This is a genomic window from Burkholderia sp. Bp9012 (genome assembly GCF_003853825.1).
Taxonomy (GTDB): Bacteria; Pseudomonadota; Gammaproteobacteria; order Burkholderiales; family Burkholderiaceae; genus Burkholderia; species Burkholderia diffusa.
Genome location: NZ_QTQA01000008.1, coordinates 106,883 through 130,513 on the forward strand (window position 1 = coordinate 106,883; position 23,631 = coordinate 130,513).

The window sequence follows — 23,631 nt, forward strand, 5'->3', positions numbered from 1 at the left end:
CGAACTAGGCGTATACACGCGTTCCGCGACGACGAAGCCCCGTTGCACGCCGATATAAGCGCTGCGACATGCGCTGCATGCTCGTCCCCCAATGGGACGTGACGGGCCGTTCGCCTAACCTTCGCTACGGCAAAGCACACGTGACGGGGTCGACTACACCACGCGTCGTACGACGCGACACGCGCGCCCATCGACGCGCGGACGACGACACGAATCGCGCGTGATGCGTCCCCACGACGCTGCCGATAATTTCAACCAGATACGAGACACCCTGACGACGGCCTGCCACGGGCCGTTTCAGCATGCTGATAAAGGAGCAAGCTCATGAGTGATACCCCGGTGCAGCCGACGGTCGGCGTCGGCGCGGAAGAAACGGACTTCGGCACCAAGGGAGTCATCGACCGGTACTTCGGCATTTCGTCGCGCGGCAGCACGCAGCGTCGCGAAATCGTCGCGGGCGTGACCACTTTCCTCGCGATGGTCTATTCCGTGTTCGTCGTGCCCGGCATGTTCGGCAAGGCCGGCTTCGACACGAGCGCGGTATTCGTCGCGGTCTGCCTCACCACCGCCTTCGGTTCGCTGCTGATGGGCCTGTGGGCGAAGCTGCCGATCGCGATCGGCTGCGCGATCTCGCTGACGGCGTTCACGGCGTTCGGCCTCGTGCTCGGCAAGGGCCTGCAGCCGACCGTCGCGCTCGGCGCCGTGTTCCTGATGGGCCTCGTGTTCACGGGCATTTCGGTCACCGGCGTGCGTTCGTGGATCCTGCGCAACCTGCCCGCGGGCGTCGCGCACGGCACCGGCATCGGCATCGGCCTGTTCCTGCTGCTGATCGCGTCGAACGACGTCGGTCTCGTGATCAAGAATCCGGGCGCCGGCCTGCCGGTCTCGCTCGGCCAGATCACCGCGTTCCCGGTCATCATGTCGGTCGTCGGCCTCGCCGCGATCTTCGGGCTCGAGAAGCGTCGCGTGCCCGGCGGCATCCTGCTCGTCGTGGTCGCAATCTCGCTGATCGGCCTCGCGTTCGATCCGGCCGTGAAGTATCGCGGCATCTTCGCGCTGCCGTCGCTGAGCGCACCGGGCCACGCCTCGCTGATCGGCGCGATGGACATCAAGGGCGCGCTGTCGATGGCCGTGCTGCCGAGCGTGCTGGCGCTCGTGATGACCGCCGTGTTCGACGCGACCGGCACGATCCGCGCGGTCGCCGGTCAGGCCGGCCAGCTCGACGAGAACGGCCGCATCATCAACGGCGGCCGCGCGCTGACCGCCGATTCGGTCAGCTCGATCTTCTCCGGCTTCCTCGGCGGTGCGCCGGCCGCGGCCTACATCGAGTCGAGCGTCGGCGTGGCCGCCGGTGCGAAGACGGGCCTCGCGGCCGCGGTGGTCGGCGTGCTGTTCCTGGTCGTGATGTTCTTCTCGCCGCTCGCGGGCCTCGTGCCGTCGTACGCAACGGCCCCCGCGCTGATGTACGTCGGCCTGCTGATGCTCGGCAGCGTGAGCAAGCTGCACATGGACGACATGGTCGATGCGATGTCGGGACTCGTGTGCGCGGTATTCATCGTGCTGACCGCGAACATCGTGACCGGCATCATGCTCGGCTTCTCGACGCTCGTGATCGGCCGCATCGCCAGCGGCGAATTCCGCAAGCTCAACGTCGGCACCGTGCTCATCGCGGCCGTGCTCGTCACGTTCTATCTCGGCGGCTGGGCGATCTGACCGCGCATCATGCGCGACGTCGCCGGCACAAGGGCGGCGCGCATCGGGACGACCCCGTCTCCTCCACCATCGTCGTTGATGGTCTCCAGGCCTGGAAACGCATGTTTCCAGGCCTTTTTTGTCGGTGCGGCCGGCGTTGCGGCGCGTCGCGCCGCGAGTGCGCACGCGGTGCTACGATCACGTTTTGTCCCCCGGAACGCCCATGAATCCGTTCGGCATCGTCTCTGAATCAGACACGCGATCCGCGGCGAGCAAGCCGCCTTTCATCCCGTCGTTCGGCTTCGTCGAAGTTCATGAATCCCGGCCGATCAACGCGCCGCCGTCGCGCATCATCGACGCCGTGGCCGCGCTCGACATGCGCGCCGATCCGGTCATCGATGCGCTGCTTGCCGTGCGCGAATCGCCGGCGGCCATCGCGCGTGCGCTGGCCAACCGCCGCGCCGAAGGCGCACGCGAACGCTTCGGCTTCGATACGTTCACGCTGCTGCATCGCGACGAGACGTCGCTGTCGCTGGGGCTCATCGGACGCTTCTGGCGCCCGACACCCGACGTGCGCACGATCGACGACGCCGAGGCCTTCGTCCGGCACGACGATCCGCGCGATGCGAAGCTGGTGCTGCGGTTCGAGGTCGTCGGACTGTCGTCCGGCACGCGCCTGCTGCGCACCGAAACCTTCGTGCACTGTCCGAGCATGCGCACGCGCCTGCTGTTTCTGCCGTACTGGCTCGCGATCCGGCTCGCGAGCGGCTGGATCCGCCGCCGCACGCTCGCGGCCGTCGAACTGGCGCTTGCCTGACACACCCGGCCGCCACGATATCTTCACGCGGTGCGTCGTAGCGCGGCGCATCGCGACGACGTCACGCCCCGCATGCACCGTCATCTGCAATCCTGATCGGTTCGCCGTCGATCTCGACGAAGAAATGCCGTAGCGTGCCCCGCGGTTTTTGTTTCGCCCGGCGTTCGCCGCCGCGGCGCGCTACCCTATCGATCTTCGCGCCGGCGCCCCGGCCCGCCGCCAGATCCGAACCGATCGATGACCCGCATCCGAAACCACCTGAACATCGCGCAACTCCAGGCGTTCGTCTCCGCCGCGCATCTCAAGAGCCTGCGCGCCGCCGCGCGCGAACTCGGCGTCACGCAGCCCGCGATCACGCATACGATCCGCGAACTCGAGTCGGCGCTGAACGCGGAACTGCTCGCGCGCAGCGTGCGCGGCGTCGAGCTGACCGCGTGCGGCCATGCGCTGCTGCCGCGCGCCGAACAGCTGCTCGGCGACATGCGCCGCACCGTCGAGGCCGTCGAGCAGGTGAAAGGCGAGATGTCCGGACGTGTCGCGGTCGGCACGATGCCGTCGATCGCGCTGACCGCGCTGCCGCGCGCGGTCACCGCATTCCGCCAGTCGATGCCGAACGTGAGCCTGCATCTGGTGGAATTGACGGTGCCGGATGCGCTCGCGCAATTGCGCAACGGCACGCTCGACATCGCTGCGATGCACCATGTGCCCGCGCTCGACCGCGATTTCACGCAGGTGCCGCTGCTGTCGACCGAGTTCACCGTCGTGATGCGCGAAGGCCACCCGCTCGCGCACGCGCGCCGGTTAGAGGAACTGCTCGACGCCGAATGGATCGTCACGGTCGGGGCCGAGCAATTCCCGCACAGCGTGATGGTTGGAATGTTCGAGGCGCGCGGGCTGCCGCTGCCGAAGCGCCTGCTGCGCTCGCCGATGTCGTTCGCGGTGACGCTCGGGCTCGTGGCGCGCTCTGACGTGATCGGCTGCTTCACGCGCCCGCTGGCCGCGATGGTGGCGCCGCTCGGGATTCGCACGGCCGACCTCGACGAAAGCATGCCGCGCTTCGACCTGTCGATCATCGCGCGCCGCGACCTGCTGCCGACGCCGGCCGTATCGCAATTCGTCACCTGCCTGCAGCGCGCGGTCAACGAAACGCTCGGTTGAATCGTTCCTACGTCTGAAACGGTCGTGCGCCGCACGCATGGCCGTCGGGTCCGGTATCGGGGCATGTCCTAGGCGCCCTGCCGGTATTTTGTCTTGATAATCTTGCGCACGTCGCGCGCCCGCATCGGGCAGCGAAACGGACAGCTCGACGCGAAGCCGCGCCGGGCCGAAGGCTTACGGCGCGGCACAACCGCGCACCCATCGAACAAAACGAGGAGTCACCGAGTGAAAAAGATTCTTGCGGCTGTGACCGTAGCCCTGCTCGCCGTATCGGCCGGCACTGCATACGCGAAGGACTGGACGACCGTGCGCTTCGGCGTCGACGCAAGCTACCCGCCTTTCGAATCGAAAGGCGCTGACGGCAAGGTGGTCGGGTTCGACGTCGACCTCGGCAACGAAATCTGCCGCCGCATGAACGCGAAGTGCGTGTGGATCGAAAACGACTTCGACGGGATGATCCCGGCGCTGAAGGCACGCAAGTTCGACGGCGTCCTGTCGTCGATGTCGATGACGCCGGCGCGCCAGGAACAGATCGCGTTCTCGTCGAAGCTGTTCAACACGCCGACGCGCCTCGTCGCGAAGAAGGGTGCCGGCCTGATGCCGACGGCCGAATCGCTGAAGGGCAAGTCGGTCGGCGTCGAGCAGGGCACGATCCAGGAAACCTACGCGAAGACGTACTGGGCCCCGAAGGGCGTGAACGTCGTGCCTTACCAGAACCAGGACCAGGTCTACGCCGACCTGATCTCCGGCCGTCTGGACGGCGCGCTGCAGGACGCGGTGCAGGCTGAAATCGGCTTCCTGAAGACGCCGCGCGGCGCGAGCTTCGATTTCGCCGGCAAGGACATCGACGATCCGAAGACGCTCGGCAACGGCGCCGGCATCGGCCTGCGCAAGGAAGACACCGACCTGAAGGCGAAGATCGACGGCGCGATCGCCGGCATGCGCAAGGACGGCACGTACGACAAGATCGCGAAGAAGTACTTCGATTTCGACGTGTACGGCAAGTAACACCGCGCAACGCGCGCTTCGCATCCGCGCAGACGGGCTCCGCAAGGAGCCCGTTTTTTTTGCCCGCGCGCGACGAAAGACTGCGGGGCACGCATGAACGACGGGCTGCGGCACGGTTATTTTTTACGCAACAACCCGATGATTCGTAAAGGAAATCGACTTGCCCGGCGAGCGGTTTGATAGGTTCGCGCAAGGCAACGTACAATCGATCTTCCACGCATACCGGATCACTCGCGGCTGCGCCGCCCTCCCCTCATCATGCAAACGCAGACCCATCCGCTGATTTCCCCCGCCGTCGGCACCGAACGCCAGATCACGAGCTTCCACTACGGCCCGCGCGGCCAGAAGAAGGTCTACATCCAGTCGTCGCTGCACGCGGACGAACTGCCCGGCATGCTGGTCGCCGCGCTGCTGCGCCGCAAGATCGCCGCGCTCGAGACGGCCGGCAAGCTGCGCGGCGAGGTGATCATCGTCCCGGTGCCGAACCCGATCGGCCTGTCGCAGCATGTGTTCGGCGATCACCTCGGCCGCTTCGAGCTCGGCTCGATGCAGAACTTCAACCGCAATTTCTACGATCTCGCGGCGCTCGTGCTGCCGCGCATCGAAGGCCGCCTGACGAACGACGCGCAGCGCAACCTCGCCGCGGTACGCGCCGCGATGCGCGAGGCGCTGGACGAACAGAAGCCGCGCACCGAGCTCGAATCGCAGCGCCTCGCACTGCAGAAACTGTCGTTCGACGCCGACATCGTGCTCGACCTGCATTGCGACAGCGACGCGGTGATGCACCTGTATACGAACCCCGATCTGTGGGAAGACGTCGAGCCGCTGTCGCGCTATCTGGACGCGCAAGCGTCGCTGCTCGCGCTGAATTCGGTCGGCAATCCGTTCGACGAGATCCACAGCTTCTGCTGGTCGGATCTGCGCAACCGCTTCGGCGATCGCTTCCCGATCCCGAACGGCGCGATCTCCGTCACGGTCGAACTGCGCAGCGAGCGCGACGTGTCGTACGAACTCGCGGAGAAGGACGCGCAAGCGATCGTCGAATACCTGACCGAGCGCGGCGTCATCGACGGCACGCCGGCGCCGCTGCCGCCGCTCGCGCATCCGGCCACGCCGCTCGCGGGCACCGATCCGCTCGTCGCACCGGTGTCGGGCGTGATCGTGTTCCGCACGCCGGTCGGCGCGTGGATCGAGGCCGGCCAGGACGTGGCCGACATCGTCGATCCGCTGACCGATCGCGTGATCACACTGAAGAGCAGCGTGTCGGGCGTGCTGTACGCGCGCCAGATCGTGCGCTTCGCGACCGCCGGGATGGAAGTCGCGCGGATCGCCGGCGCGACGCCGATCCGCACCGGGTCGCTGCTGTCGGCCTGAGCCCCTGAACCCCTGCGCCGCCTGAGTAGCGGCCGGCCCGCGCGCCGCAGCACGGCGCGCCAACGAAATCGCCCGCTTGCGCGGGCGATTTGCTTTTCGGTCTGGCGCGATGCCCGCGACGCGGGCTGGCCACGGCCGACGTTCAGAACGCCGGCACGATCGCACCGCCGAACTTCTGGTCGATGAACTTGCGCACGTCGTCCGATTCATAGGCCGCGACGAGCTTCTTCACCCACGGCTTGTCCTTGTCCTGCGCGCGCACCGCGATCAGGTTCGCATACGGCCCGCGCAGATCCTCGATCGCGATCGCATCCTTCACCGGCGTGAGCCCGGCCTTCACCGCGTAGTCGGTGTTGATCGACGCGGCGTCGAGGTCGGGCAGCGCGCGCGGCAACTGCGCGGCGTCGAGCTCGACGATCCTGATCTTCTTCGGATTCTCGGCGACGTCGAGCGGCGTCGCGTTCACGCCGTTCGTGCCGGCGCCCGCCTTCAGCTTGATCACGCCGTATTTCTGCAGCAGCAGCAGCGCGCGGTTGCCGTTCGACGGATCGTTCTGGATCCCGACCTTCGCGCCCACCGGCAAGTCCTTGAGCGACTTGAGCTTCTTCGAATAGAAGCCCATCGGCGCCGTGTAGGTCAGCCCGACGTTGACGATCCTGTAGCCGCGCTGCTTGATCTGGCTGTCGAGAAACGGCTGGTGCTGGAAACCGTTCGCATCGAGGTCGCCCGCGTCGAGCGCCGCGTTCGGCTGCACGTAGTCGTTGAATTCGATGACCTTGATCGCGAGGCCTTCGCGTGCGGCGACTTTCGTCACCTCGGTCCAGATCTGCGCGTCGGGGCCGCTCATCGTGCCGATCTTCAGCGTCTGGGAGTCGGCGTGCGCGCCGGGCGCGGCAAAGGCCAGCGCCGCGGCAAGCGCGCCGAGGCCGGTCAGGATCGAACGTCGCATGGTGTCCTCTTGTCCCGTGTCGTTGTTGAAGCGCGCATCGTGGCACGGGGCCGGAACGGCACCAACCAAGCTTATTTCATGTACATATTCCGGATCCCGATCGAATCTCAGGCGGAATCGGTATAACTCCCTGCTGTACAACCGGGCAGAATCCAGTGTCGCTTCGGCACCACAGATTCGTCATATGACAAAGCCTGTCACATTCATTACGTGGCCCGCCGATAAAGTTGCGACCGGTCCGTGAAAGCGCCCATAGAGAGCGCCGGAACCGCAACTGGACACGCAATTTACTCGCTCGGAGAATCCTTTGAACAAGAAACTGTTGACCATCGCCATCCTCGCAGCAACGGCTGGCGCGGCACACGCACAAAGCAGCGTGACCCTGTATGGCGTCATCGATGCCGGTATCAGCTACGTGAACCACAGCAAGACCGCGAACGGCGGCAGCGGCAAGCTGTTCAAGTACGACGACGGCGTGGCCCAGGGCAGCCGTTGGGGCCTGCGCGGCACCGAAGACCTCGGTGGCGGCCTGAAGGCAATCTTCGTGCTCGAAAACGGCTTCAACAGCGGCAACGGCACGATCGGCCAGGGTGGCGCGATCTTCGGCCGTCAAGCCTATGTCGGCCTGAGCCAGTCGCAATACGGCACGGTCACGTTCGGCCGCCAGTACTCGTTCTCGACCGACATCCTCGGTTCGAACTACTCGACGGGCGGCAACACGGTCGCGGGTAACTACGCGTACCACGTGAACGACATCGACCAGCTCACGTCGAGCCGCATCAACAACTCGGTGAAGTTCCAGAGCGCGAACTACGCCGGCTTCACGTTCGGCGCGTTGTACGGCTTCTCGAACTCGACCGACTTCGCCGGCGCACCGTCGACGACGACGGGCACCACGACGACGGCCGGTTCGTCGCGCGCATACAGCTTCGGCCTGAACTACGCGAACGGCCCGTTCGCACTCGGCGCCGCATACACGGACATCCGCTTCCCGAGCCAGTCGACGCCGGCATTCTCGACGTCGATCGCGAACATCGCGCTGACGAACATCCGCGACCTGCGCACGTACGGCGTCGGCGGCCGCTACATCTTCGGCCCGGCAACGGCATGGCTGCTCTGGACGCGCACGCAGTTCACCCCGATCGCGGCTGGCGCATCGGGCACGTTCTACAACGCGTATGAAGCAGGCGTGAAGTACGCGATCACGCCGGCCCTGTCGGCAGCAGCGGGCTACACGTACACGAACGCAACGCAAAGCGGCAACTCGGCGCACTGGAACCAGGGCAACCTGGGCCTCGACTATGCGCTCAGCAAGCGTACGGACGTGTACGGCCTGGTTGTCTACCAGAAGGCGTCGGGCAACGGCGTGCAAGCGCAGATCGGTTCGAGCACGAGCTACTTCAGCACGTCGGGCAACGGTTCGTCGAACCAGCTGGCCGCTCGCGTCGGTATCCGTCACAAGTTCTAAAGCATCCGCTTAACTGTCCGCTCATTTCGCGGACGACGACGGCAAGAAGCGCCCCGCTCCACGCGGGGCGCTTTTTTATGGGCTTTTAAGTTTCGCTTAATTCTGGGCTGAGAGGATGCTCTCACCCCCCCTGTTGGCCGCCTGAGCATCGGCGGCTTTTTTTTTGAGACCCACTACGGCACCGGCATCAACTGCCCACAAGACAGGATCGGAGCCCAAGATGATCGAAGATACCGTTTTCAGCCATCTGCACGCGATTCTGACGCGCCGGCATTCGCTGCCCGTCCAGAGCTGCCGCGTGTCGGTGGAAATGCAGCGCCCGTGGGGCCGCCCGTACCGGCTCGTCGAATGGACGATGCATCTCGACGCGCCCGCGCGACGCCAGATCGTGCCGGCCGAATCGACCGACGAAGAGATCGCCGAGGTCGTCGCGTCGCACGTGCCGGGCCGACTGTACGGCGACGGCCGGCTGCAATTCTGACTCCCTCCGTTACCCGCCGTTGCCCGCATCGCGGCCGGCCCGCACGCATCGTGCGGCACTCGGTCTCGTTTGACGCGGCAACGAATTCTGCTACGCTGCGCGTTTTCGTCCACGCAACACACGATGGAAAACGCATTCAACGAACGCGGCGTGATGGTCACGCGCAACGGCCTGTCGGCCGCCGGGCAGGTCTTCCCGCTGCGTGACATCCGCCACGTCGATGTCGTCAAGATCCCGAAGAATCGCCTCGTGCCGTCGCTGATCTCGCTGATCGGCGTGGCCACCGCCGTCGCAGGCGGCATCGGCGCATCGAGCGCCGCGCTGGTCGTCGGCGTGATGCTCGCCGTCGTCGGCTATCTCGCCTGGACCACGCAGGACATCACATACCGGCTGATGGTCGAGATGCCCGACGGCAAGCGCGAAGCGCTGTCCAGCGTCGACGCCGAATTCGTCGAGCGCGTCGCGCAAGTCGTGCGCGATGCACGGACGGCGACGGCCGCCGGCTGATTTCCGCTGCGCGCGCCGACCACCTACTATTGAATGAGCGGCACGCCGCCGCGTCGTTCGAGGAGGTCGGCATGAACGCCCAATCGCTGTCCGGCATGCTGCGCGCGCAGGAACTGCTGCTCGTCTCGATGATCCGCGCGCTGCCGCCCGACACACGCAGCGTGCTCGTCGACCTCTACGCCGAACAGCTCGCGTTCGCCGAACAGGCCGGCTTCGAAGGCCACGGCGATCGCGCGACGCACGACGCGTTCATCGCGCATGCGCGCAACCTGCTGATTCGTATCGAATCGCTGGCCTAGGGCCGGCCCGCTTTCACCGCATGTCTCGCCGCGCGGCTCGCCCGATCCGCGCCGACGCTGCGCGTCCGCACGCGCCGCTTTTCGCCCTTGAATCAATAATAATTCTCATTTACAACGGCGAAATTATCCATTTCCTGTCAATTCTCCGTTCGCCGCCAGCCGCACGCGAACGGGCCAGCCAGGCGAACGCGTCACCCAGCCAGCCTTCGGGCTCGTCATCGTCAATGGGAGACCACCTGTGCATTGCTATCCGGCGACAGGCCGCCACCGGTCATGGTGCCGGCGTAGCACGCGCGTATCGTCGCGTCCGCGCGGCAACCTCGCTCAATGCTCGACGTCCGCGACACCGAACGTCCGCATTTTCCATCCCAGCCGTACCGCAAGCATGCGCGTCGTGAAGCCCGCCGCCAGCGCGACCACCGACGCCAATCCGGCATCGATGCCGAGATGCTGGATCCCGACGTACAGCGTGCCCGTGAAGAACGCGACGCTGGCATACAGTTCCTCGCGCAGGATCAGCGGCATCTCGTTGCACAGCAGGTCGCGCAGCATCCCGCCGCAGACACCCGTGATCGCGCCGGCCAGCACGACGATGATCGGCGCGGCGCCCGTCGACGCGCCGATATCGCAGCCGATGATCGTGAACGCTGCGAGACCGATCGCGTCGACGGTGACGAACAGCGCCTTCATCCGCGCGACGTGCCGCGCGGCCCATGACGCGACGGTCGCCGCGGCGAGCGTGATCACGAGGTACTCGGGATGCGCGATCCAGCCGAGCGGATAGTGGCCGAGCAGCACGTCGCGCACCGTGCCGCCACCGAGCGCCGTCACCGCGCCGACGAGCGCGAGCCCGAAGCGGTCCATCCCGCGCCGCATGCCCATCAGCGCGCCCGAGATCGCCTCCGCGACGATCGCGATCAGATAAAGCGTATGCATCGCGCGCCTCAGTCCTGCGTACGGAACAGGTCGAGCACACGTTCGCGCTCGGCCGCATCGACGGCTGCGGGCATCGGCTCGTCGGGCTTGCCCTTCTCGCCCGATGCATCCGGCGCCTCGGACGCCGGTGCGCCGCCGCACGCGAAGCGGCTGCGGATGAACGGCGGCACGTCTGCCGTGCACGTGCCGCGCGTGTATTCGGCGTACACGAAATCACCGTCGACGAGCGCGACGTCCTGCGGCGGCGTCGCATCGACCGGCGTGCGTCCGTCGACGGCCGTCTTCATGTAGTCGAGCCAGACCGGCAGCGCGAGCGTCGCGCCGGTCGCGCGTCCCATCGGGCGCGGCGTGTCGTAGCCGAGCCACGCGACCGCGACGATCCCCGACGAGTAGCCAGCGAACCAGACGTCCTTCGATCCGTTCGACGTGCCCGTCTTGCCGCCCGCGTCGTCGCGACGCAAGGCGAGCGCGCCACGCGCGGTGCCGGCCTTCACGACGTCGCGCAGCATGCTGTCCATCACGAACGCGTTGCGCGCCGACACGACGCGCGCGCCTTCCGGCGTCGTCGCCTCGTACATCGCGCCGCCGTGACGCTGCTTCACCGACAGGATCAGGCGCGGCTCCATCCGCGTCCCGCCGTTCGCGAACACGCTGTATGCGCTCGCGAGTTCGAGCGGCGTCACCGCGCCCGCGCCGAGCGCGAGCGGCAACGACGCCGGATTGCGCTGCGCGTCGAAACCAAAATGCACCGCGTGCTGCTGCACGTAGCGCGCGTCGGCGGCCTGCATCAGGCTGACCGCAACCAGGTTCTTCGAGCGCACGAGCCCGCGCCGCACCGGAATGAAGCCCTCGTAGCGGTTGCCGAAATTGCGTGGGCGCCACGGCCGCGCGCCGGTTTCCTCATGGGTGAGCGTGCGCTGCGTGTCGTCGACCAGCACGCCCGGAAAGTAGCCCTTCTCCAGCGCCGCCGAATAGACGAACGGCTTGAAGCTCGAACCCGGCTGGCGATACGCCTGCAGCGCATGGTCGAACACGTTGCGATTGAAATCCGCGCCGCCGACGAGCGCGAGCATGTCGCCCGTCGCCGCATCCAGCGACACGAGCGCGCCTTCGAGCCCGTTGCGCGCATCGCGCTTCGTGCCCGGCTGCCGGCTCAGCGTGCGCTGGAGCGCGGCTTCGGCCGCGCGCTGGTCGCGCATCGAGATCGTCGTGGTCACGTCGAGGCCGAGCGTATAGGCGTCGTCGCGAAAGCGCTCGACCATCATCCGGCGCGCGCGCTCCGCGACGTACGGCGCCGCGATGATGCCGGGCGGCGGCGTGGTCGCCAGCGCGATCGGCATGTCGGCCGCGGCGCGATACGTCGCGTCGTCGAGCTCGCCGAGCGCATGCATGCGGCCGAGCACGTAGTTGCGCCGCGCGGTCGCGCGCGCCGGATTGACGACCGGATTGAACGCGGACGGCGCCTTCGGCAATCCGGCGAGCACGGCCGCTTCGCCCGCGCTCAGCGCGTCGAGCGGCTTGCCGAAATACACATTCGCGGCCGCCGCGAACCCATACGCGCGCTCGCCGAGATAGATCTGGTTCATGTAAAGCTCGAGCAGCTTGTCCTTGCTGTACTCGCGCTCGAGCTTGATGGCCATCAGGATCTCGGCGAGCTTGCGGCTCAGCACCTTGTCGCGCGTCAGGTAGAAGTTGCGCGCGACCTGCATCGTGATCGTGCTGCCGCCCTGCCCCGGCTGTCCCGTCACGACGTTCGCGAACGTTGCGCGCGCGAGGCCGCCGATATCGATCGCACCGTGCTGGTAGAACTTCGCGTCCTCGGCCGCGAGCAGCGCGTGCCGCATGAGCGGCGGAATGCGTTCGAGCGGCACGAACTCGCGGCGCTCGACGCCGTACTCGGCCAGCAGTTCGCCATCGCGCGAGAAAATCCGCAGCGGCAGCGCGGGACGATAGACGGCCAGGTGCTCGACGGATGGCAGCTGCGTCCAGATGCGGTGGATCGTCCATGCGCCGATGCCCGCGCACGCGAGCGTCAGGCCGACCAGCGCACCCGCGAGCATGCGCCATGCACGGCGCGGCGACGTAGGAGGCGGTGCCGGTGGCGGCGGAAGATTGGCTGGGTGATCGGTCATGCAGGCTCCTTCTTCAATGCGGCGAACGCGGGCGCGCAACAGGCGCCCGTCGGTCACGGAAGGCGCGCATTGTCGAAGGGATGCCGGGATACCGGAACATTCTTTAGCCTAAGTTTTGCTAGCTAAATTTTATTTAGGAAGGGTTGCGCGGGCGGCTGTGCCGGGCGAACCGCGCGGCGCACGAGCCAGTTCGCCTGTACCATCGTCTGCATGTTCGACACGTACCTGCGCCTGTGGGACCTCGCTCCCGACGGCGGCCCGATCCTGACCGCGAGCGGCGGCGTGCTGCCCGTCGTCTGGCACGCGCGGCCCGCGATGCTGAAGGTCGCGACCTGCGACGAAGAGCGCCGAGGCAATGCGCTGATGACCTGGTGGAACGGGGATGGCGCCGCGCGCGTGTGGCTGCACGACAGCGACGCGGTGCTGCTCGAACGCGCGCAACCGGCACCCACGCTCATCGGCCTGTCCGTCGCGGGCCACGACGACGATACGATCCGGATCGCATGCCGCGTGGTCGCGCGGCTGCATGCGCATCGCGCACCGGCAACGCCCGAGGTCGTGCCGCTGACCGACTGGTTCCACGCGCTGCTGTCGCACGACACGGGCGATGAAACGCTGCGGCGTTCGGCCGCGACGGCGCACCGGCTGCTGGCCGCGCCGCCCTTCGACGACGTCGTGCTGCACGGCGACATCCATCACGGCAACGTGCTGCACTTCGGCGATCGCGGCTGGCTGGCGATCGACCCGAAGGGGCTGCGCGGCGACCGCGCGTTCGATTACGCGAACCTGTTCTGCAATCCCGCGCACGACATCGCCGTCGATCCCGCCCGCTTCGCGCGGCGCTGCGCGCTCGTCGCCGAGGCCGCGCGACTCGACCGCCGCAGGTTGCTGCAGTGGATCCTCGCCTGGGCCGGCTTGTCCGCGGTCTGGCTGATGGAGGACGACCTGCCGCCCGATACGCGTGTGCAGGTCGCGAGGATGGCTGCCTCGGCGCTCGACGAGTAGCGTGCGACGGCCGTCACCCCGTCAGCTGCATCGCGTAGCGGCGCCCATGAAAAAACCCGCCGGCATGCACCAGCGGGTTTTCGTGTCCGACGTGCGCGACGCTTAGCGCGCCGGATTCAGCGTCAGGTTCATGTGACGGTTCACATCCTTGTACAGCAGGTAACGGAAGCGGCCGGGGCCGCCCGAATAGCATGCCTGCGGGCAGAACGCGCGCAGCCACATGAAGTCGCCCGCTTCCACCTCGACCCAGTCCTGGTTCAGGCGATAGACGGCCTTGCCTTCGAGCACGTACAGGCCGTGCTCCATCACGTGCGTCTCGGCGAACGGAATCACGCCGCCCGGCTCGAACGTCACGATGTTCACGTGCATGTCGTGACGCATGTCGCTCATGTCGACGAAGCGCGTCGTCACCCATGCGCCGTTGGTGCCCGGCATCGGGATCGGCTCGACGTCCTGCTCGTTGGTCACGAACGCTTCCGGCAGCGCAATGCCGTCGACGACCTGGTAGTGCTTGCGGATCCAGTGGAAACGCACGGCGGCATCGCTGACGTTGTGCAGCGTCCAGTCGGCGCCCGGCGGGATGAAGGCGTAGCCGCCCGGCTTCAGCGTGTGCTGCTTGCCTTGCAGCGTCAGCTCGGCCTCGCCTTCGACGACGAACAGCACGGCTTCGGCGTTCTTGTCCTGCTCGGGCTTGTCGCTGCCGCCACCCGGATTCACTTCGACGATGTACTGCGAGAAGGTTTCGGCGAAACCCGACAGCGGACGCGCGATCACCCACAGGCGCGTGTTGGTCCAGAACGGCAGCCAGCTCGTGACGATGTCGCGCATCACACCCTTCGGAATGACCGCGTACGCCTCGGTGAACATCGCACGATCGGTCAGCAGATCGGTCTGCGGCGGGTGGCCGCCATGCGGCGCGTAATACGTTGTCTTAGACATAAAGCATCCAGGCAATGGGTTGGTCCGGCCCCGGGTGGCAACGGCAGGCGCGGCACGCGTGTGGGGCACGCATGCGGCGGCGGGACATCGCTGCCGGGGTGGCTTGAAAGCGCGGGCGCCTTCGTTCGGTCGGCCAGGCTTCGCGACGGGCCCGCCCGGTTCAGCGGGCAGGGGCAAGCCATGCTTGCGGGTCCGGCGGCCGGGCCGCGGACACTCGGGGTCATACGGCGGGGCACGGGGGACGGCACGGTTCGATTCCGTACGCGGGCAGCGCTGACGATAGCGAAGTCGATCCCGATCGACCAATTAAATGTTGCGATGACATCCATTCGATTTCGCACTACCCGCCATTGCGCGCGATGGCCCGTGAACGCGTGCCGCGGACACGTCCGCGCATCAGGGAAATCCTGATGACCGGGCGGCAACGCGTCGATCGACGAGTGCGAAATGAGGATGACCGAACCTGCGCGGCTGCATGTCGATGCAACTGGCGATGTCGTCTACAAGCGGGAAAGGTGAAGCGGGAGAGAGCGTGCCAACCCGTCGAGCGGGGTCGGGCATGGACTGCCGGAGAGGGTGAAGGGCCGCCGGTCTTGCCGGCGACGGCGGCCCGGCTGAGGCCGCCGGGCCGGCTGTCGGATCGGGGGCCGACGTGCCGGGCGCGCCGGTGCGCAAGCCGCGCACCGTGCCGCGCCCGCGGCGATCAGTCCCAGTCGCGGTGGTGGCGATGCTTGCGGTGACGATAGCCGCGATCGCCGTGATCGCGTTCGTACGAGCTGCGCGACATGTTGCCGCCCAGCGCCGCGCCTGCGCCACCGCCGACGGCCGCGCCCAGCAGGCCGCCCGTGCGGCCGCCCATTGCGTTGCCGGCTGCGGTGCCTGCGCCGCCGCCGAGGGCGCCGCCGATGATTGCACCGGTGCGCTCGCGACGGTTCGACGTCACGGCACCACCCGCGCCGCCGCCGATCGCGCCGCCGATGACGGAGCCGGTGCTGCCACCGACCGCGCCACCGACCGCTGCGCCGGCAACCCCGCCGAGCGCGCCGCCAAGCGCATTGTTCAGGTCACCGGCCATTGCCGGCAGTGCGGTCGCGCCGGTCAACGCGGCGACGACGAGAGCGGGGGCGATTTTCTTCCACATTCCCGTATTCTTCCTTGTTCGCAATCTGGTTATCGAAAGTCCGCTCGATACGACGATCTGAATCGATCGACGTCGATGCCGGCATTGTGCCGAATCCCGGACCAATTCATTTCAATGAGCTTGCGGCGAAGAATAGCACCGGTCGAGCCGGCTTGCCGTCGACATTCTGGTAACAAGTTGTTTACCGGAAGAGGACCGGAAAAGGTTGCCGGAAACCGCCGCCAAAGCACGCCGGCAGGGGCTCCGGCCCTGGTCAAGCCCCGTTTTTCGGCAATGCCGAACGTGCCCGTCGCGCGGGTTCGGACACACGTGGCAACACATCGGAGGCGCGCCGCGAGCCGGCGGCATCGCCCGGGTCGTTCGGGCCATACGAGGGTCAGTACACACCCGGAATCAGCCGCCAGGTGTGCGCGCAGTACGCGTCGTATTCGGCGCCGAATTGCGCGCGCAGCAGCGCCTCCTCGGAACGGATGCGCGCGACGAGCGGGATCATCGTCAACGCGACGAGCAGCAGCCCGACGCCCGAGCGGAACGCCAACGCCCAGCCGGCCGCATTGACGAGCAGGCCGAGATAGCTCGGGTTGCGGATCCTGCGATAGATGCCGTCCGTCACCAGCGTATGGCCGGGCTGGATCGCGACGAGCCCGCTGAAGCGCTTGCCGAGCACGAACACGGGCCAGATGCGCAGCACGCCGCCCGCGACGTACAGCACGACGCCGATCCAGCGCACCGTGGCGCCGCCGAAGGTCCACACGTCGAGCCGGTCGGTCAACGCCGGCACATACGCGAGCAGCAACCCGCTGGCGCCGAAGGCCGCGAGCACCCAGCGATTGTCGCGGTTCTCGCGCTCGCCGGCGCTCAGGTTGCCCTCGGTCAACAACGCGACAGCGGCCAGCGCGAGCGTTGCGACGGCGATGACGGTCAGTTGCGGATGCGAGAAGAAGGCGGCAAACCCACCGATGCCGAGCACGGCGAGCCCGAGATAGACGAGCGTGGAGACGCTCGCAGCGATTGCGAACTTGCGCGTAACGGCCATGGCTTGCCTCGCCGGAGGGGGCTTTCCTGTGAAGTATAGGAACCCGGGCGGGCGATGCGCACGCGAGCCGTCATGCGGCGCGCGAGTATTCCCTGCGAGAAGCGGCGGCGGCGCGTCGAACGACGCGCTCGATCGACGCGCGGGCGGCGCCCGCGGCCGCCGCCCGGTCAGCGAATGCGGAAGTTGCCGCCGATTCCGACGCTGACCGGCGGTGCGTAATAGGCCGGCGCATAGCCGTAGTAGGCCGGCGCAGGCGCGTAGCCGTAAGGCGGCGCGACATAGCAGCCGGACAGGCCGCCGATCAGCGCAAACGTGATGAGAACTTTGTACATGGCTCGATTCCCGGCAAGAAGGACACGTCGCATCGCGCGAAAGCCGTGCCGTCGCAGCCCTTGACGGCCAGCAGGACGACGCAACCGGCGGCAACCGGCCCGTCCTGTCGCTCGATGCAGCAATGCGCGGAGTCTAGCGCCGGAGCCGCCAGGCCGAGTTTCGCGAGCGGTTACACGTGTTACGTGGTGTGACCGCTGAAACAGGTGCGAACGGCGTCGCCGCACGCGCCCGCTGGCGCCGCCCGAATCACGAGCCGTCCACGCGTTACACGAAACGCGCGCGGATACGCTCGGCGAGCGATTCGAGCGTGGCCGAGTCGGCGATGTCGCGCGCGTGCATCCGCAGGTCGACGCCTTCCCAGCGCGGAATCACGTGGAAATGCACGTGCGGGACCGTCTGGCCCGCCGCCGCGCCGTTGAACTGGCCGATGAACACACCGTCCGGCACGAGCGCCGCGCGCACGGCCGCCGCGACGCGCTGCGTCATGCGGATGCCGGCCGCCGCCGCGTCGCCGGACAGCTCGAAGATCTGCGCGGCCGGCTCCTTCGGGATCACGAGCACGTGACCGTCGGCCTGCGGCATGAGATCCATGATCGCAAGCGTTGCGTCGTCTTCGGCGACCTTCACGCACGGCAGTTCGCCGCGCAGGATCCGGGCGAACGGGTTGTTGTTGTCGTAGGACATGGCGTTTTCCGATTTTGCGATTGCGGTTTGACTGGGAACGATGCCGGACGATTATCGGCCGACGGCGGGTCGGATTTCAACTTGTCAGGCCGTGTCGCGATCGCGGTGAACAATGCATGCCGGCTCGCGTGTCATGTCGCTCGCCGGGTGGAATATCCGGCCGTCGCCATCCGTTTATTCCGAGTGCGGGTTCGCACGGCAAGACCGCGGATCCGCACCGGACATCCGTCAGCTGCGCAGGACGGCAGCCGGGATGACTGCTCGCGATCACCAACCGGAGTCATGCCATGGATCCTCTCCCCTCCTGTCGTTCGCCCGCCCTCGCCATTCACCCGCCGCTCCTCGCCCACGTCTCTCGCACGATGACGCGCACGCTATGCCGCGCGGCTTGCGGCGCCGGGCTGGTCGCATTGTCGTCGGCTTTCGCGTGGGCCGGCGGTAACGATGCGATCCTGCCGGTCTCGTCGGTCACCGCGTCGACCGTGCCCGCCAACGGCGACGTCAATCCGTACGGCATCGCCTTCGTGCCGCGCGGCGTGCCGAACTGGAGCACGCTCAAACCGGGCGACGTCGTCGTGTCCAACTTCAACGCGGCGTCGAACGCGCAAGGCACCGGCACGACGGTCGTGAAGCTGTCGCCCGGCCAGACGCCGACGACGTTCTTCCAGGGCAGCAATCTCGGCCTGACGACCGCGCTCGCGGTGCTGCGCAGCGGCTTCGTGCTGGTCGGCAACGTCCCCGCGCCGGACGGCAAGACCGTCGTGCCTCCGGGCTCGCTGCTCGTCATCGGTCCGCAAGGCAATCTCGTCACGCAACTGTCGAGCAGCACGCTGCTCGACGGACCGTGGGACATGACCGTGATCGACCGCGGCCAGCGCGTGACCGCGTTCGTGTCGAACGTGCTGAACGGGACGGTCGCGCGGATCGAACTGGTGATCGGCAGCGATGGCGTCCGGATGCTGCAAAGCTCGCGCATCATCGCGTCGGGCTACGTGAACCGGACCGATCCCAACGCGCTGGTGGTCGGCCCGACCGGCCTCGCGTACGACCCGAACATCGACGTGCTGTATGTCGCGTCCACCGGCGACAACGCGGTGTTCGCGATCCAGAACGCCGCGTCGACGAATCGCAACGCCGGCGTCGGACGGATGATCTACGCCGACGCAGCGCACCTGCACGGACCGCTCGCACTGGCGCTCGCGCCGAACGGCCATCTCGTGACCGCCAACGGCGACGCGGTCAACCCCGACCCGCAGCAACCGAGCGAGATCGTCGAATTCACGGTGACCGGACGCTTCATCGCGCAGATGCAGGTCGATACCGTGCCGGGAGCGGCATTCGGCCTCGCGTTCGGGCACGGCAGCAAAGGCCAGCCGGAATTCGCGGCCGTCGACGACAACACGAATACCGCGACGATCTGGACACTGCGTTCGGACGACAACAACGCACAATGACGCACCGCGTGGACGGGCCGAATGCGGCCCGTTCGAACCTGCGCGATCGACACATGCGATTCGCACACGCCGGGCACCATGCCGCCTGATCGACGCCGCCCGGCGTCGCCACTCCCGCGATTGCCACCGCTCGCCCGAACCTGCGACACTGCCGGATCGTTGCCGGCCGGCACGCCACCGAGGACGCTCGCTCATGACGATCCCCTTCAAATCGCTGATCCTGCGCGGCGTCGCCGTCGCGCTCGTCGCCGCGCTCGGCTATACCGGCTACATGCTGTCGCGGCTCGCCCCGATCGCGACGGGTTATGCCGCGAAGGCGCTGTGTTCCGGCGTGTTCGTGTCGGGCCGTCCGGCCGCGTCGGTGATCGATGTCGACATCATGGCCGGCGTGCACCCGCTGCTGAAACTGGTGCGCCCGTCGATCGATCCCGAGCATCATCGTGCCGTCGCAACGTTCGCCGGGTTCGCGCCACGCGAGGCGGACTTCCGGCCGGGGCTCGGCTGCACGCTCGCGCTCGGGCCGTCGCCCGGCGTGCTGCCGGCGGCGCTGCCGCCCGTCCCCGATCCGCCGCCCGCGCAGGAAGCGACGCCGGCCGCACCGCCCGCCGGTATCGACGCACGCAAGCTGCAGGCCGCGCTCGACCGCGCGTTCGATGAACCCGATCCGGCGCGGCCGCGACGCACCCGCGCGGTCGTCGTGATGTGGCGCGGCCAGGTCATCGCCGAACGCTATGCGCCCGGCTTCACGGCCGACACGCCGCTACCCGGCTGGTCGATGACGAAGACCGTCACGGCCGCGCTGGCCGGCATGCTCGTCGCGCAGCACAAGCTCTCGCCGGACGCGTCGGCGCTGCTGCCGGAATGGCGCGACAGCGGCGACCCGCGCGCGGCGATCACGCTCGATGAGCTGCTCCGGATGACGAGCGGCCTGCAATTCAACGAGGACTACGACGACCCGCTGTCCGACGTTGCCGTGATGCTGTTCACGCAGCCGGACACCGCGCGCTTCGCGTCGACCAAGCCGCTCGCCGCCCGGCCCGGCACGCAGTGGTACTACTCGAGCGGCACGAGCGCGATCGTCGCGCGTGTGATGCGCGAGGCGATGGGCGGCACCGAGCGCGACTACCTCGCGTTTCCGCGCCGCGCGTTGTTCGCGCCGCTCGGGATGCGCAGCGCCGTGTTCGAACCCGATGCGGCCGGCACGCTCGGCAGCGCGTCGTTCATGTATGCGAGCGCGCGCGACTGGGCGCGCTTCGGGCAGCTTCTGCTGCAGGACGGGGTGTGGGACGGGCAGCGGCGGCTCCCGGAAGGCTGGGTGCGCTACCTGACGCGCGCAACGCCGCTGTCGACGCGCGGAGAATTCGGCGCGCATCTATGGGTCAAGGTGCCGGAGCCGTTCAACGATCGCGATCCGCAGGCGCGCCCACTGCCCGCCGATGCGTTTCATGCGGTCGGCCATGAAGGCCAGTTCGTGAGCGTGGTGCCGAGCCGCGAGCTGGTGGTCGTGCGGCTCGGGCTGTCGCGGCCGGAATCCGCGTGGAATCACGAGGCGTTTCTCGCGCGCGTGCTCGAGGCCGTACCGGCATCCGGCACGTGACGTGCCGCGGGGAGGCAGCGTTGCAGCGGCAGTCACGCCGCCGCGACGCGCGTGAGATGCAATGCGTTACGGGTTCGCGCTGCCCGCGTACTGCTTGAAGCCCTCGCGCGTCGCCAGACGCTCGATGTAGCGCTTCACCGCCGGGAATTCCGGGTGCTCGAACGGCGTGCCGAACCAGCGGTTCACCGACAGGCCGATCGGAATGTCGGCGAGCGTGAAGTGGTCGCCGGCCACGAACGCGCCGGTCGCCTCGAGCTGCGCGTTCAGTATCTGCATGTGCTTCGTCCAGCCCGCGATCGACTGCGCGATCGCCGCCGGGTCCTGGTGATCGGGCGACTTGCGCACGAGGCCGAGGAACGCACCCACCCACGAACGGTTCAGGTCCGTGCCCTGCCAGTCGATCCACTGGTCGACGCGTGCGCGCGCCCGCGGCTCGGCCGGATAGAGCGCGTCGCCGCCATAGCGGTTCGCGAGATAGCGGATGATCGTGTTCGACTCCCACAGCACGAAGTCGTCGTCCTTGATGACCGGCACGAGGCCGTTCGGGTTCAGCGCGAGGTAGGTCGGATCGTTGGTCGTGCGAAAGCCCGCGCCCCAGTCTTCCTGTTCGAACGGCAGGTTGAGTTCGGTGCACAGCCACAGCACCTTGCGAACGTTGATGGACGGGATCTTGCCGAGGATGTGCAGCATGCAGGCTCCTTGTGAGGTCGAATGCGAAGCGTTCGGACCGCGCGAAACGGCCCGAACGCGCTCCTGCCGAAGTTATACACGAGCGCACGGGAATCGACAGGCCGTCAGGCGAAACCGCTGCGCGCGGCCCCGCTGCTTCGCTTACATAGGCTTGACCACCATCAGAAAATACACGCTCAGCATCGCGAAGAACGCCGGATAGCCCAGCAGCTCCCAGCGCTTCGCATAACGCCAGTAGCGCGCCGGCAGCTCGGCATCGCCATTCGCATGCGCGAGCTTCGCCATCGCGGCCAGCTCGATCTGGAGCCACACGACCGGCAGCCAGCACGCGCCCGCGACCGCATACAGCACGATCGACGCGATCAGCCACGGCGTCGTCCACGGCCAGCCGGCCGTATGCGCGAGCCACAGCCCGGACGCGGGCTGGAACAGCACGGCCGGCGTCGTGAACCACCAGTCCGCGCGCACCACGAGGCGCGACACGGCGGCGATCGCCGGCACGGAGCACGTGCGGTTCGCGAAGAACAGGTAGAACGCGGTGCCGAAGCCCGTACCGACCATCAGCACCGAGGACAGGATATGCAGCGTCTTGATCACGAGATAGGTGCTCATGCGTGTTCTTCTTCTGAAAAGAGGATCAACAGGATCGCGAGAATCGGCACGTTCTTCAGCACGGGGCCGAACGGCTCGGCGAGCAGGCCAGGCATCGTGGCCGCGATGACGGCCGAATACGCGACGATCAGCGCGCCTTGCGCGGCCCACAGACGGCGGGACGGCGCGGCGACGGTCGCCACGCCGAACGCGAAGTCCAGCGCGCATGCGCCGTAGAGCGCGATCAGCGCGGGCAGTCCGCTCAGGTGGGCGCGGGCGAGCATAGCGAGGCTGTCGTGCCGCGGATGAATGAACGCGCTGGCGATGGCCGTCCAGATCCAGACGATCGCGAGCGCGCCGAGCAGCAGCGGCCGCCGCCACATCGCGAGCGCATCGCAGCGCAGCGCGGCCGCGTTCGCGCCGATGAAATCGCGCAGCCCGCGCGGCGGCCGGCCAAGCACGGCCGCGAGCGCGGCGGGATCTCCGGTATTGCCGCCGCGCAGCATCGTCCACGTGTCGCGGGTCAGCATCGCGCCCGGCATCGTGCCGAGCAGCGCGGCCGCCGTGCCGACCAGCGGGCTCGGCAGCGCGACGCGCGCCGCCGGCGGGAAACCCAGCGCGGCGCGATAGACGCTCAGCATCTCGCGATACTCGACTTCGTCGCCACCGACCGCGTCGATGACCGGACGGCCGGCCGCCGGCGCATCGACGAGCCGCGCGACGAGCTCGGCGAGATCGTCGACGTGCACGGGGCGCAGCCGCTGATGGCCGCCCGCAGGCAACACGTGCACGGGGAGGCTCGCGAGCATCCGGAAGAACCGGGCGGACGTGCCGGCGGTTCCGTAGACGAGTGCCGGACGCACGATCCGGTAATCGAGCGGCAGCGTCTGCAGGAAGGTGTCGGCCGCGTGCTTGCTGGCGAAATACGGCGTGTCGCCGCGCTCGACGCCCAGCGCCGAGATCTGGATCACGCGTCGCACGCGGGCACGGCAGCATGCGGTGAAGAGCGCGCAGGGCGCCGCGCGATGCACGGTGTCGAACGTCGCATCACGCCGGTCGGCGATGATCCCGACCGCATTGATCACCACGTCGACGCCATCCAGCCGGGCGAGCCACGCGTCGGGATCGACATCCTTCGCGAAGTCGATCGCGACGTCGTGCGCGCCGACCGCATGCCGCACGCCGCGCAGCACGCGATGGCCGCCGGCCTCGAGCCGCGCGCTCAGCGCCCGCCCGATGAAGCCGTTCGCGCCGCAGACGAGGATGTTCATGTCGCACTCCGCGATGCGGAATGCCGGCGGATCGACAGCATGATCTCGTTCATTTTTTCATCCTCTCTG

General features: G+C 67.7%; 23 protein-coding genes. 12 read left to right on the forward strand and 11 right to left on the reverse strand.

What is annotated here, in order from left to right:
• Positions 1-324 precede the first annotated feature (324 nt).
• The 5 genes from DIE11_RS12930 to DIE11_RS12950 all read left to right on the forward strand — a co-directional run bounded on the left by DIE11_RS12930 (position 325) and on the right by DIE11_RS12950 (position 6,049).
• Positions 325-1,713, forward strand: a complete 1,389-nt coding sequence (locus DIE11_RS12930) for an NCS2 family permease (RefSeq protein WP_124624344.1) — start codon at positions 325-327, stop codon at positions 1,711-1,713.
• 202 nt (positions 1,714-1,915) lie between these two features.
• Positions 1,916-2,509 (forward strand): DUF2867 domain-containing protein, encoded by a 594-nt coding sequence (locus DIE11_RS12935; protein ID WP_124624347.1) that lies wholly within the window; start codon positions 1,916-1,918, stop codon positions 2,507-2,509.
• A 237-nt stretch (positions 2,510-2,746) separates the two neighbouring features.
• On the forward strand, positions 2,747-3,667 hold the full coding sequence (locus tag DIE11_RS12940; protein ID WP_170296426.1) for a LysR family transcriptional regulator: 921 nt from the start codon (positions 2,747-2,749) through the stop codon (positions 3,665-3,667).
• A gap of 225 nt (positions 3,668-3,892) precedes the next feature.
• Complete coding sequence (locus tag DIE11_RS12945) at positions 3,893-4,675, forward strand: ABC transporter substrate-binding protein (RefSeq protein ID WP_059528597.1); 783 nt, start codon at positions 3,893-3,895, stop codon at positions 4,673-4,675.
• A gap of 258 nt (positions 4,676-4,933) precedes the next feature.
• On the forward strand, positions 4,934-6,049 hold the full coding sequence (locus tag DIE11_RS12950; protein WP_059608103.1) for a succinylglutamate desuccinylase/aspartoacylase family protein: 1,116 nt from the start codon (positions 4,934-4,936) through the stop codon (positions 6,047-6,049).
• Positions 6,050-6,191: 142 nt separating this feature from the next.
• Here the strand turns inward: DIE11_RS12950 and DIE11_RS12955 are convergent, their stop codons facing one another.
• The gene (locus tag DIE11_RS12955) at positions 6,192-6,998 is read right to left on the reverse strand and encodes a MetQ/NlpA family ABC transporter substrate-binding protein (RefSeq protein ID WP_124624350.1); all 807 of its coding nucleotides are present in this window, start codon (positions 6,996-6,998) and stop codon (positions 6,192-6,194) included.
• A gap of 307 nt (positions 6,999-7,305) precedes the next feature.
• On the opposite strand from DIE11_RS12955, the gene DIE11_RS12960 reads away from it, so the two are divergent.
• The 4 genes from DIE11_RS12960 to DIE11_RS12975 all read left to right on the forward strand — a co-directional run bounded on the left by DIE11_RS12960 (position 7,306) and on the right by DIE11_RS12975 (position 9,753).
• Positions 7,306-8,466 (forward strand): porin, encoded by a 1,161-nt coding sequence (locus tag DIE11_RS12960; protein WP_059467242.1) that lies wholly within the window; start codon positions 7,306-7,308, stop codon positions 8,464-8,466.
• A gap of 220 nt (positions 8,467-8,686) precedes the next feature.
• Positions 8,687-8,947 carry a DUF2866 domain-containing protein gene (locus tag DIE11_RS12965; protein ID WP_059528608.1) on the forward strand — a complete coding sequence of 87 codons (261 nt, stop codon included), beginning with the start codon at positions 8,687-8,689 and terminating at the stop codon, positions 8,945-8,947.
• A gap of 123 nt (positions 8,948-9,070) precedes the next feature.
• The gene (locus tag DIE11_RS12970) at positions 9,071-9,454 is read left to right on the forward strand and encodes a DUF6232 family protein (RefSeq protein WP_124624353.1); all 384 of its coding nucleotides are present in this window, start codon (positions 9,071-9,073) and stop codon (positions 9,452-9,454) included.
• 71 nt (positions 9,455-9,525) lie between these two features.
• Positions 9,526-9,753 carry a hypothetical protein gene (locus DIE11_RS12975; protein ID WP_059608121.1) on the forward strand — a complete coding sequence of 76 codons (228 nt, stop codon included), beginning with the start codon at positions 9,526-9,528 and terminating at the stop codon, positions 9,751-9,753.
• Between the two features lie 324 nt (positions 9,754-10,077).
• On the opposite strand, the gene DIE11_RS12980 is transcribed toward DIE11_RS12975, so the two are convergent.
• Positions 10,078-10,689 carry a trimeric intracellular cation channel family protein gene (locus DIE11_RS12980; RefSeq protein ID WP_124624356.1) on the reverse strand — a complete coding sequence of 204 codons (612 nt, stop codon included), beginning with the start codon at positions 10,687-10,689 and terminating at the stop codon, positions 10,078-10,080.
• Between the two features lie 8 nt (positions 10,690-10,697).
• Positions 10,698-12,821 (reverse strand): penicillin-binding protein 1A, encoded by a 2,124-nt coding sequence (locus DIE11_RS12985; RefSeq protein ID WP_124624359.1) that lies wholly within the window; start codon positions 12,819-12,821, stop codon positions 10,698-10,700.
• A 210-nt stretch (positions 12,822-13,031) separates the two neighbouring features.
• Here DIE11_RS12985 and DIE11_RS12990 point away from each other — a divergent pair, with 210 nt between their 5' ends.
• The gene (locus tag DIE11_RS12990; protein WP_124624361.1) at positions 13,032-13,826 is read left to right on the forward strand and encodes an aminoglycoside phosphotransferase family protein; all 795 of its coding nucleotides are present in this window, start codon (positions 13,032-13,034) and stop codon (positions 13,824-13,826) included.
• Between the two features lie 102 nt (positions 13,827-13,928).
• On the opposite strand, the gene DIE11_RS12995 is transcribed toward DIE11_RS12990, so the two are convergent.
• The 5 genes from DIE11_RS12995 to DIE11_RS13010 all read right to left on the reverse strand — a co-directional run bounded on the left by DIE11_RS12995 (position 13,929) and on the right by DIE11_RS13010 (position 17,959).
• Positions 13,929-14,765, reverse strand: coding sequence for a bifunctional allantoicase/(S)-ureidoglycine aminohydrolase (locus tag DIE11_RS12995; protein ID WP_059608096.1), 837 nt, complete (start codon positions 14,763-14,765; stop codon positions 13,929-13,931).
• A gap of 703 nt (positions 14,766-15,468) precedes the next feature.
• Complete coding sequence (locus DIE11_RS13000) at positions 15,469-15,906, reverse strand: hypothetical protein (RefSeq protein ID WP_059608095.1); 438 nt, start codon at positions 15,904-15,906, stop codon at positions 15,469-15,471.
• Between the two features lie 376 nt (positions 15,907-16,282).
• Complete coding sequence (locus DIE11_RS13005) at positions 16,283-16,942, reverse strand: isoprenylcysteine carboxylmethyltransferase family protein (protein WP_124624364.1); 660 nt, start codon at positions 16,940-16,942, stop codon at positions 16,283-16,285.
• 167 nt (positions 16,943-17,109) lie between these two features.
• Positions 17,110-17,274: a hypothetical protein gene (locus DIE11_RS36285; protein ID WP_006760791.1), complete on the reverse strand. Its 165-nt coding sequence runs from the start codon at positions 17,272-17,274 to the stop codon at positions 17,110-17,112.
• A 265-nt stretch (positions 17,275-17,539) separates the two neighbouring features.
• On the reverse strand, positions 17,540-17,959 hold the full coding sequence (locus tag DIE11_RS13010) for an HIT family protein (RefSeq protein ID WP_124624367.1): 420 nt from the start codon (positions 17,957-17,959) through the stop codon (positions 17,540-17,542).
• A gap of 287 nt (positions 17,960-18,246) precedes the next feature.
• Here DIE11_RS13010 and DIE11_RS13015 point away from each other — a divergent pair, with 287 nt between their 5' ends.
• Positions 18,247-19,413: a hypothetical protein gene (locus DIE11_RS13015; RefSeq protein WP_185633754.1), complete on the forward strand. Its 1,167-nt coding sequence runs from the start codon at positions 18,247-18,249 to the stop codon at positions 19,411-19,413.
• Positions 19,414-19,606: 193 nt separating this feature from the next.
• Entirely contained in the window at positions 19,607-21,010 is a 1,404-nt protein-coding gene (locus tag DIE11_RS13020) for a serine hydrolase (protein WP_124624370.1), read from the forward strand.
• 66 nt (positions 21,011-21,076) lie between these two features.
• Here DIE11_RS13020 and DIE11_RS13025 read toward each other — a convergent pair whose 3' ends face one another.
• From DIE11_RS13025 to DIE11_RS13035, 3 genes are all read right to left on the reverse strand, one after another.
• Positions 21,077-21,700 (reverse strand): glutathione S-transferase family protein, encoded by a 624-nt coding sequence (locus tag DIE11_RS13025; protein ID WP_059608091.1) that lies wholly within the window; start codon positions 21,698-21,700, stop codon positions 21,077-21,079.
• 141 nt (positions 21,701-21,841) lie between these two features.
• Positions 21,842-22,312, reverse strand: a complete 471-nt coding sequence (locus tag DIE11_RS13030; RefSeq protein ID WP_124624373.1) for a DUF2269 domain-containing protein — start codon at positions 22,310-22,312, stop codon at positions 21,842-21,844.
• Positions 22,309-23,562 carry an SDR family oxidoreductase gene (locus DIE11_RS13035; RefSeq protein ID WP_124624376.1) on the reverse strand — a complete coding sequence of 418 codons (1,254 nt, stop codon included), beginning with the start codon at positions 23,560-23,562 and terminating at the stop codon, positions 22,309-22,311. The genes DIE11_RS13030 and DIE11_RS13035 overlap by 4 nt, the downstream gene beginning before the upstream one ends.
• Positions 23,563-23,631 lie beyond the last annotated feature (69 nt).

What these genes read in the sequence shown, in the direction of transcription:
- DIE11_RS12930 (WP_124624344.1), top strand. Translation starts at nt 325, where the DNA reads ATGAGTGATACCCCGGTGCAGCCGACGGTCGGCGTCGGCGCGGAAGAA.
- DIE11_RS12935 (WP_124624347.1), top strand. Translation starts at nt 1,916, where the DNA reads ATGAATCCGTTCGGCATCGTCTCTGAATCAGACACGCGATCCGCGGCG.
- DIE11_RS12940 (WP_170296426.1), top strand. Translation starts at nt 2,747, where the DNA reads ATGACCCGCATCCGAAACCACCTGAACATCGCGCAACTCCAGGCGTTC.
- DIE11_RS12950 (WP_059608103.1), top strand. Translation starts at nt 4,934, where the DNA reads ATGCAAACGCAGACCCATCCGCTGATTTCCCCCGCCGTCGGCACCGAA.
- DIE11_RS12955 (WP_124624350.1), bottom strand. Translation starts at nt 6,998, where the DNA reads ATGCGACGTTCGATCCTGACCGGCCTCGGCGCGCTTGCCGCGGCGCTG.
- DIE11_RS12965 (WP_059528608.1), top strand. Translation starts at nt 8,687, where the DNA reads ATGATCGAAGATACCGTTTTCAGCCATCTGCACGCGATTCTGACGCGC.
- DIE11_RS12970 (WP_124624353.1), top strand. Translation starts at nt 9,071, where the DNA reads ATGGAAAACGCATTCAACGAACGCGGCGTGATGGTCACGCGCAACGGC.
- DIE11_RS12975 (WP_059608121.1), top strand. Translation starts at nt 9,526, where the DNA reads ATGAACGCCCAATCGCTGTCCGGCATGCTGCGCGCGCAGGAACTGCTG.
- DIE11_RS12980 (WP_124624356.1), bottom strand. Translation starts at nt 10,689, where the DNA reads ATGCATACGCTTTATCTGATCGCGATCGTCGCGGAGGCGATCTCGGGC.
- DIE11_RS12985 (WP_124624359.1), bottom strand. Translation starts at nt 12,821, where the DNA reads ATGACCGATCACCCAGCCAATCTTCCGCCGCCACCGGCACCGCCTCCT.
- DIE11_RS12990 (WP_124624361.1), top strand. Translation starts at nt 13,032, where the DNA reads ATGTTCGACACGTACCTGCGCCTGTGGGACCTCGCTCCCGACGGCGGC.
- DIE11_RS12995 (WP_059608096.1), bottom strand. Translation starts at nt 14,765, where the DNA reads ATGTCTAAGACAACGTATTACGCGCCGCATGGCGGCCACCCGCCGCAG.
- DIE11_RS13000 (WP_059608095.1), bottom strand. Translation starts at nt 15,906, where the DNA reads ATGTGGAAGAAAATCGCCCCCGCTCTCGTCGTCGCCGCGTTGACCGGC.
- DIE11_RS13005 (WP_124624364.1), bottom strand. Translation starts at nt 16,942, where the DNA reads ATGGCCGTTACGCGCAAGTTCGCAATCGCTGCGAGCGTCTCCACGCTC.
- DIE11_RS36285 (WP_006760791.1), bottom strand. Translation starts at nt 17,274, where the DNA reads ATGTACAAAGTTCTCATCACGTTTGCGCTGATCGGCGGCCTGTCCGGC.
- DIE11_RS13010 (WP_124624367.1), bottom strand. Translation starts at nt 17,959, where the DNA reads ATGTCCTACGACAACAACAACCCGTTCGCCCGGATCCTGCGCGGCGAA.
- DIE11_RS13015 (WP_185633754.1), top strand. Translation starts at nt 18,247, where the DNA reads ATGGATCCTCTCCCCTCCTGTCGTTCGCCCGCCCTCGCCATTCACCCG.
- DIE11_RS13020 (WP_124624370.1), top strand. Translation starts at nt 19,607, where the DNA reads ATGACGATCCCCTTCAAATCGCTGATCCTGCGCGGCGTCGCCGTCGCG.
- DIE11_RS13025 (WP_059608091.1), bottom strand. Translation starts at nt 21,700, where the DNA reads ATGCTGCACATCCTCGGCAAGATCCCGTCCATCAACGTTCGCAAGGTG.
- DIE11_RS13030 (WP_124624373.1), bottom strand. Translation starts at nt 22,312, where the DNA reads ATGAGCACCTATCTCGTGATCAAGACGCTGCATATCCTGTCCTCGGTG.
- DIE11_RS13035 (WP_124624376.1), bottom strand. Translation starts at nt 23,562, where the DNA reads ATGAACATCCTCGTCTGCGGCGCGAACGGCTTCATCGGGCGGGCGCTG.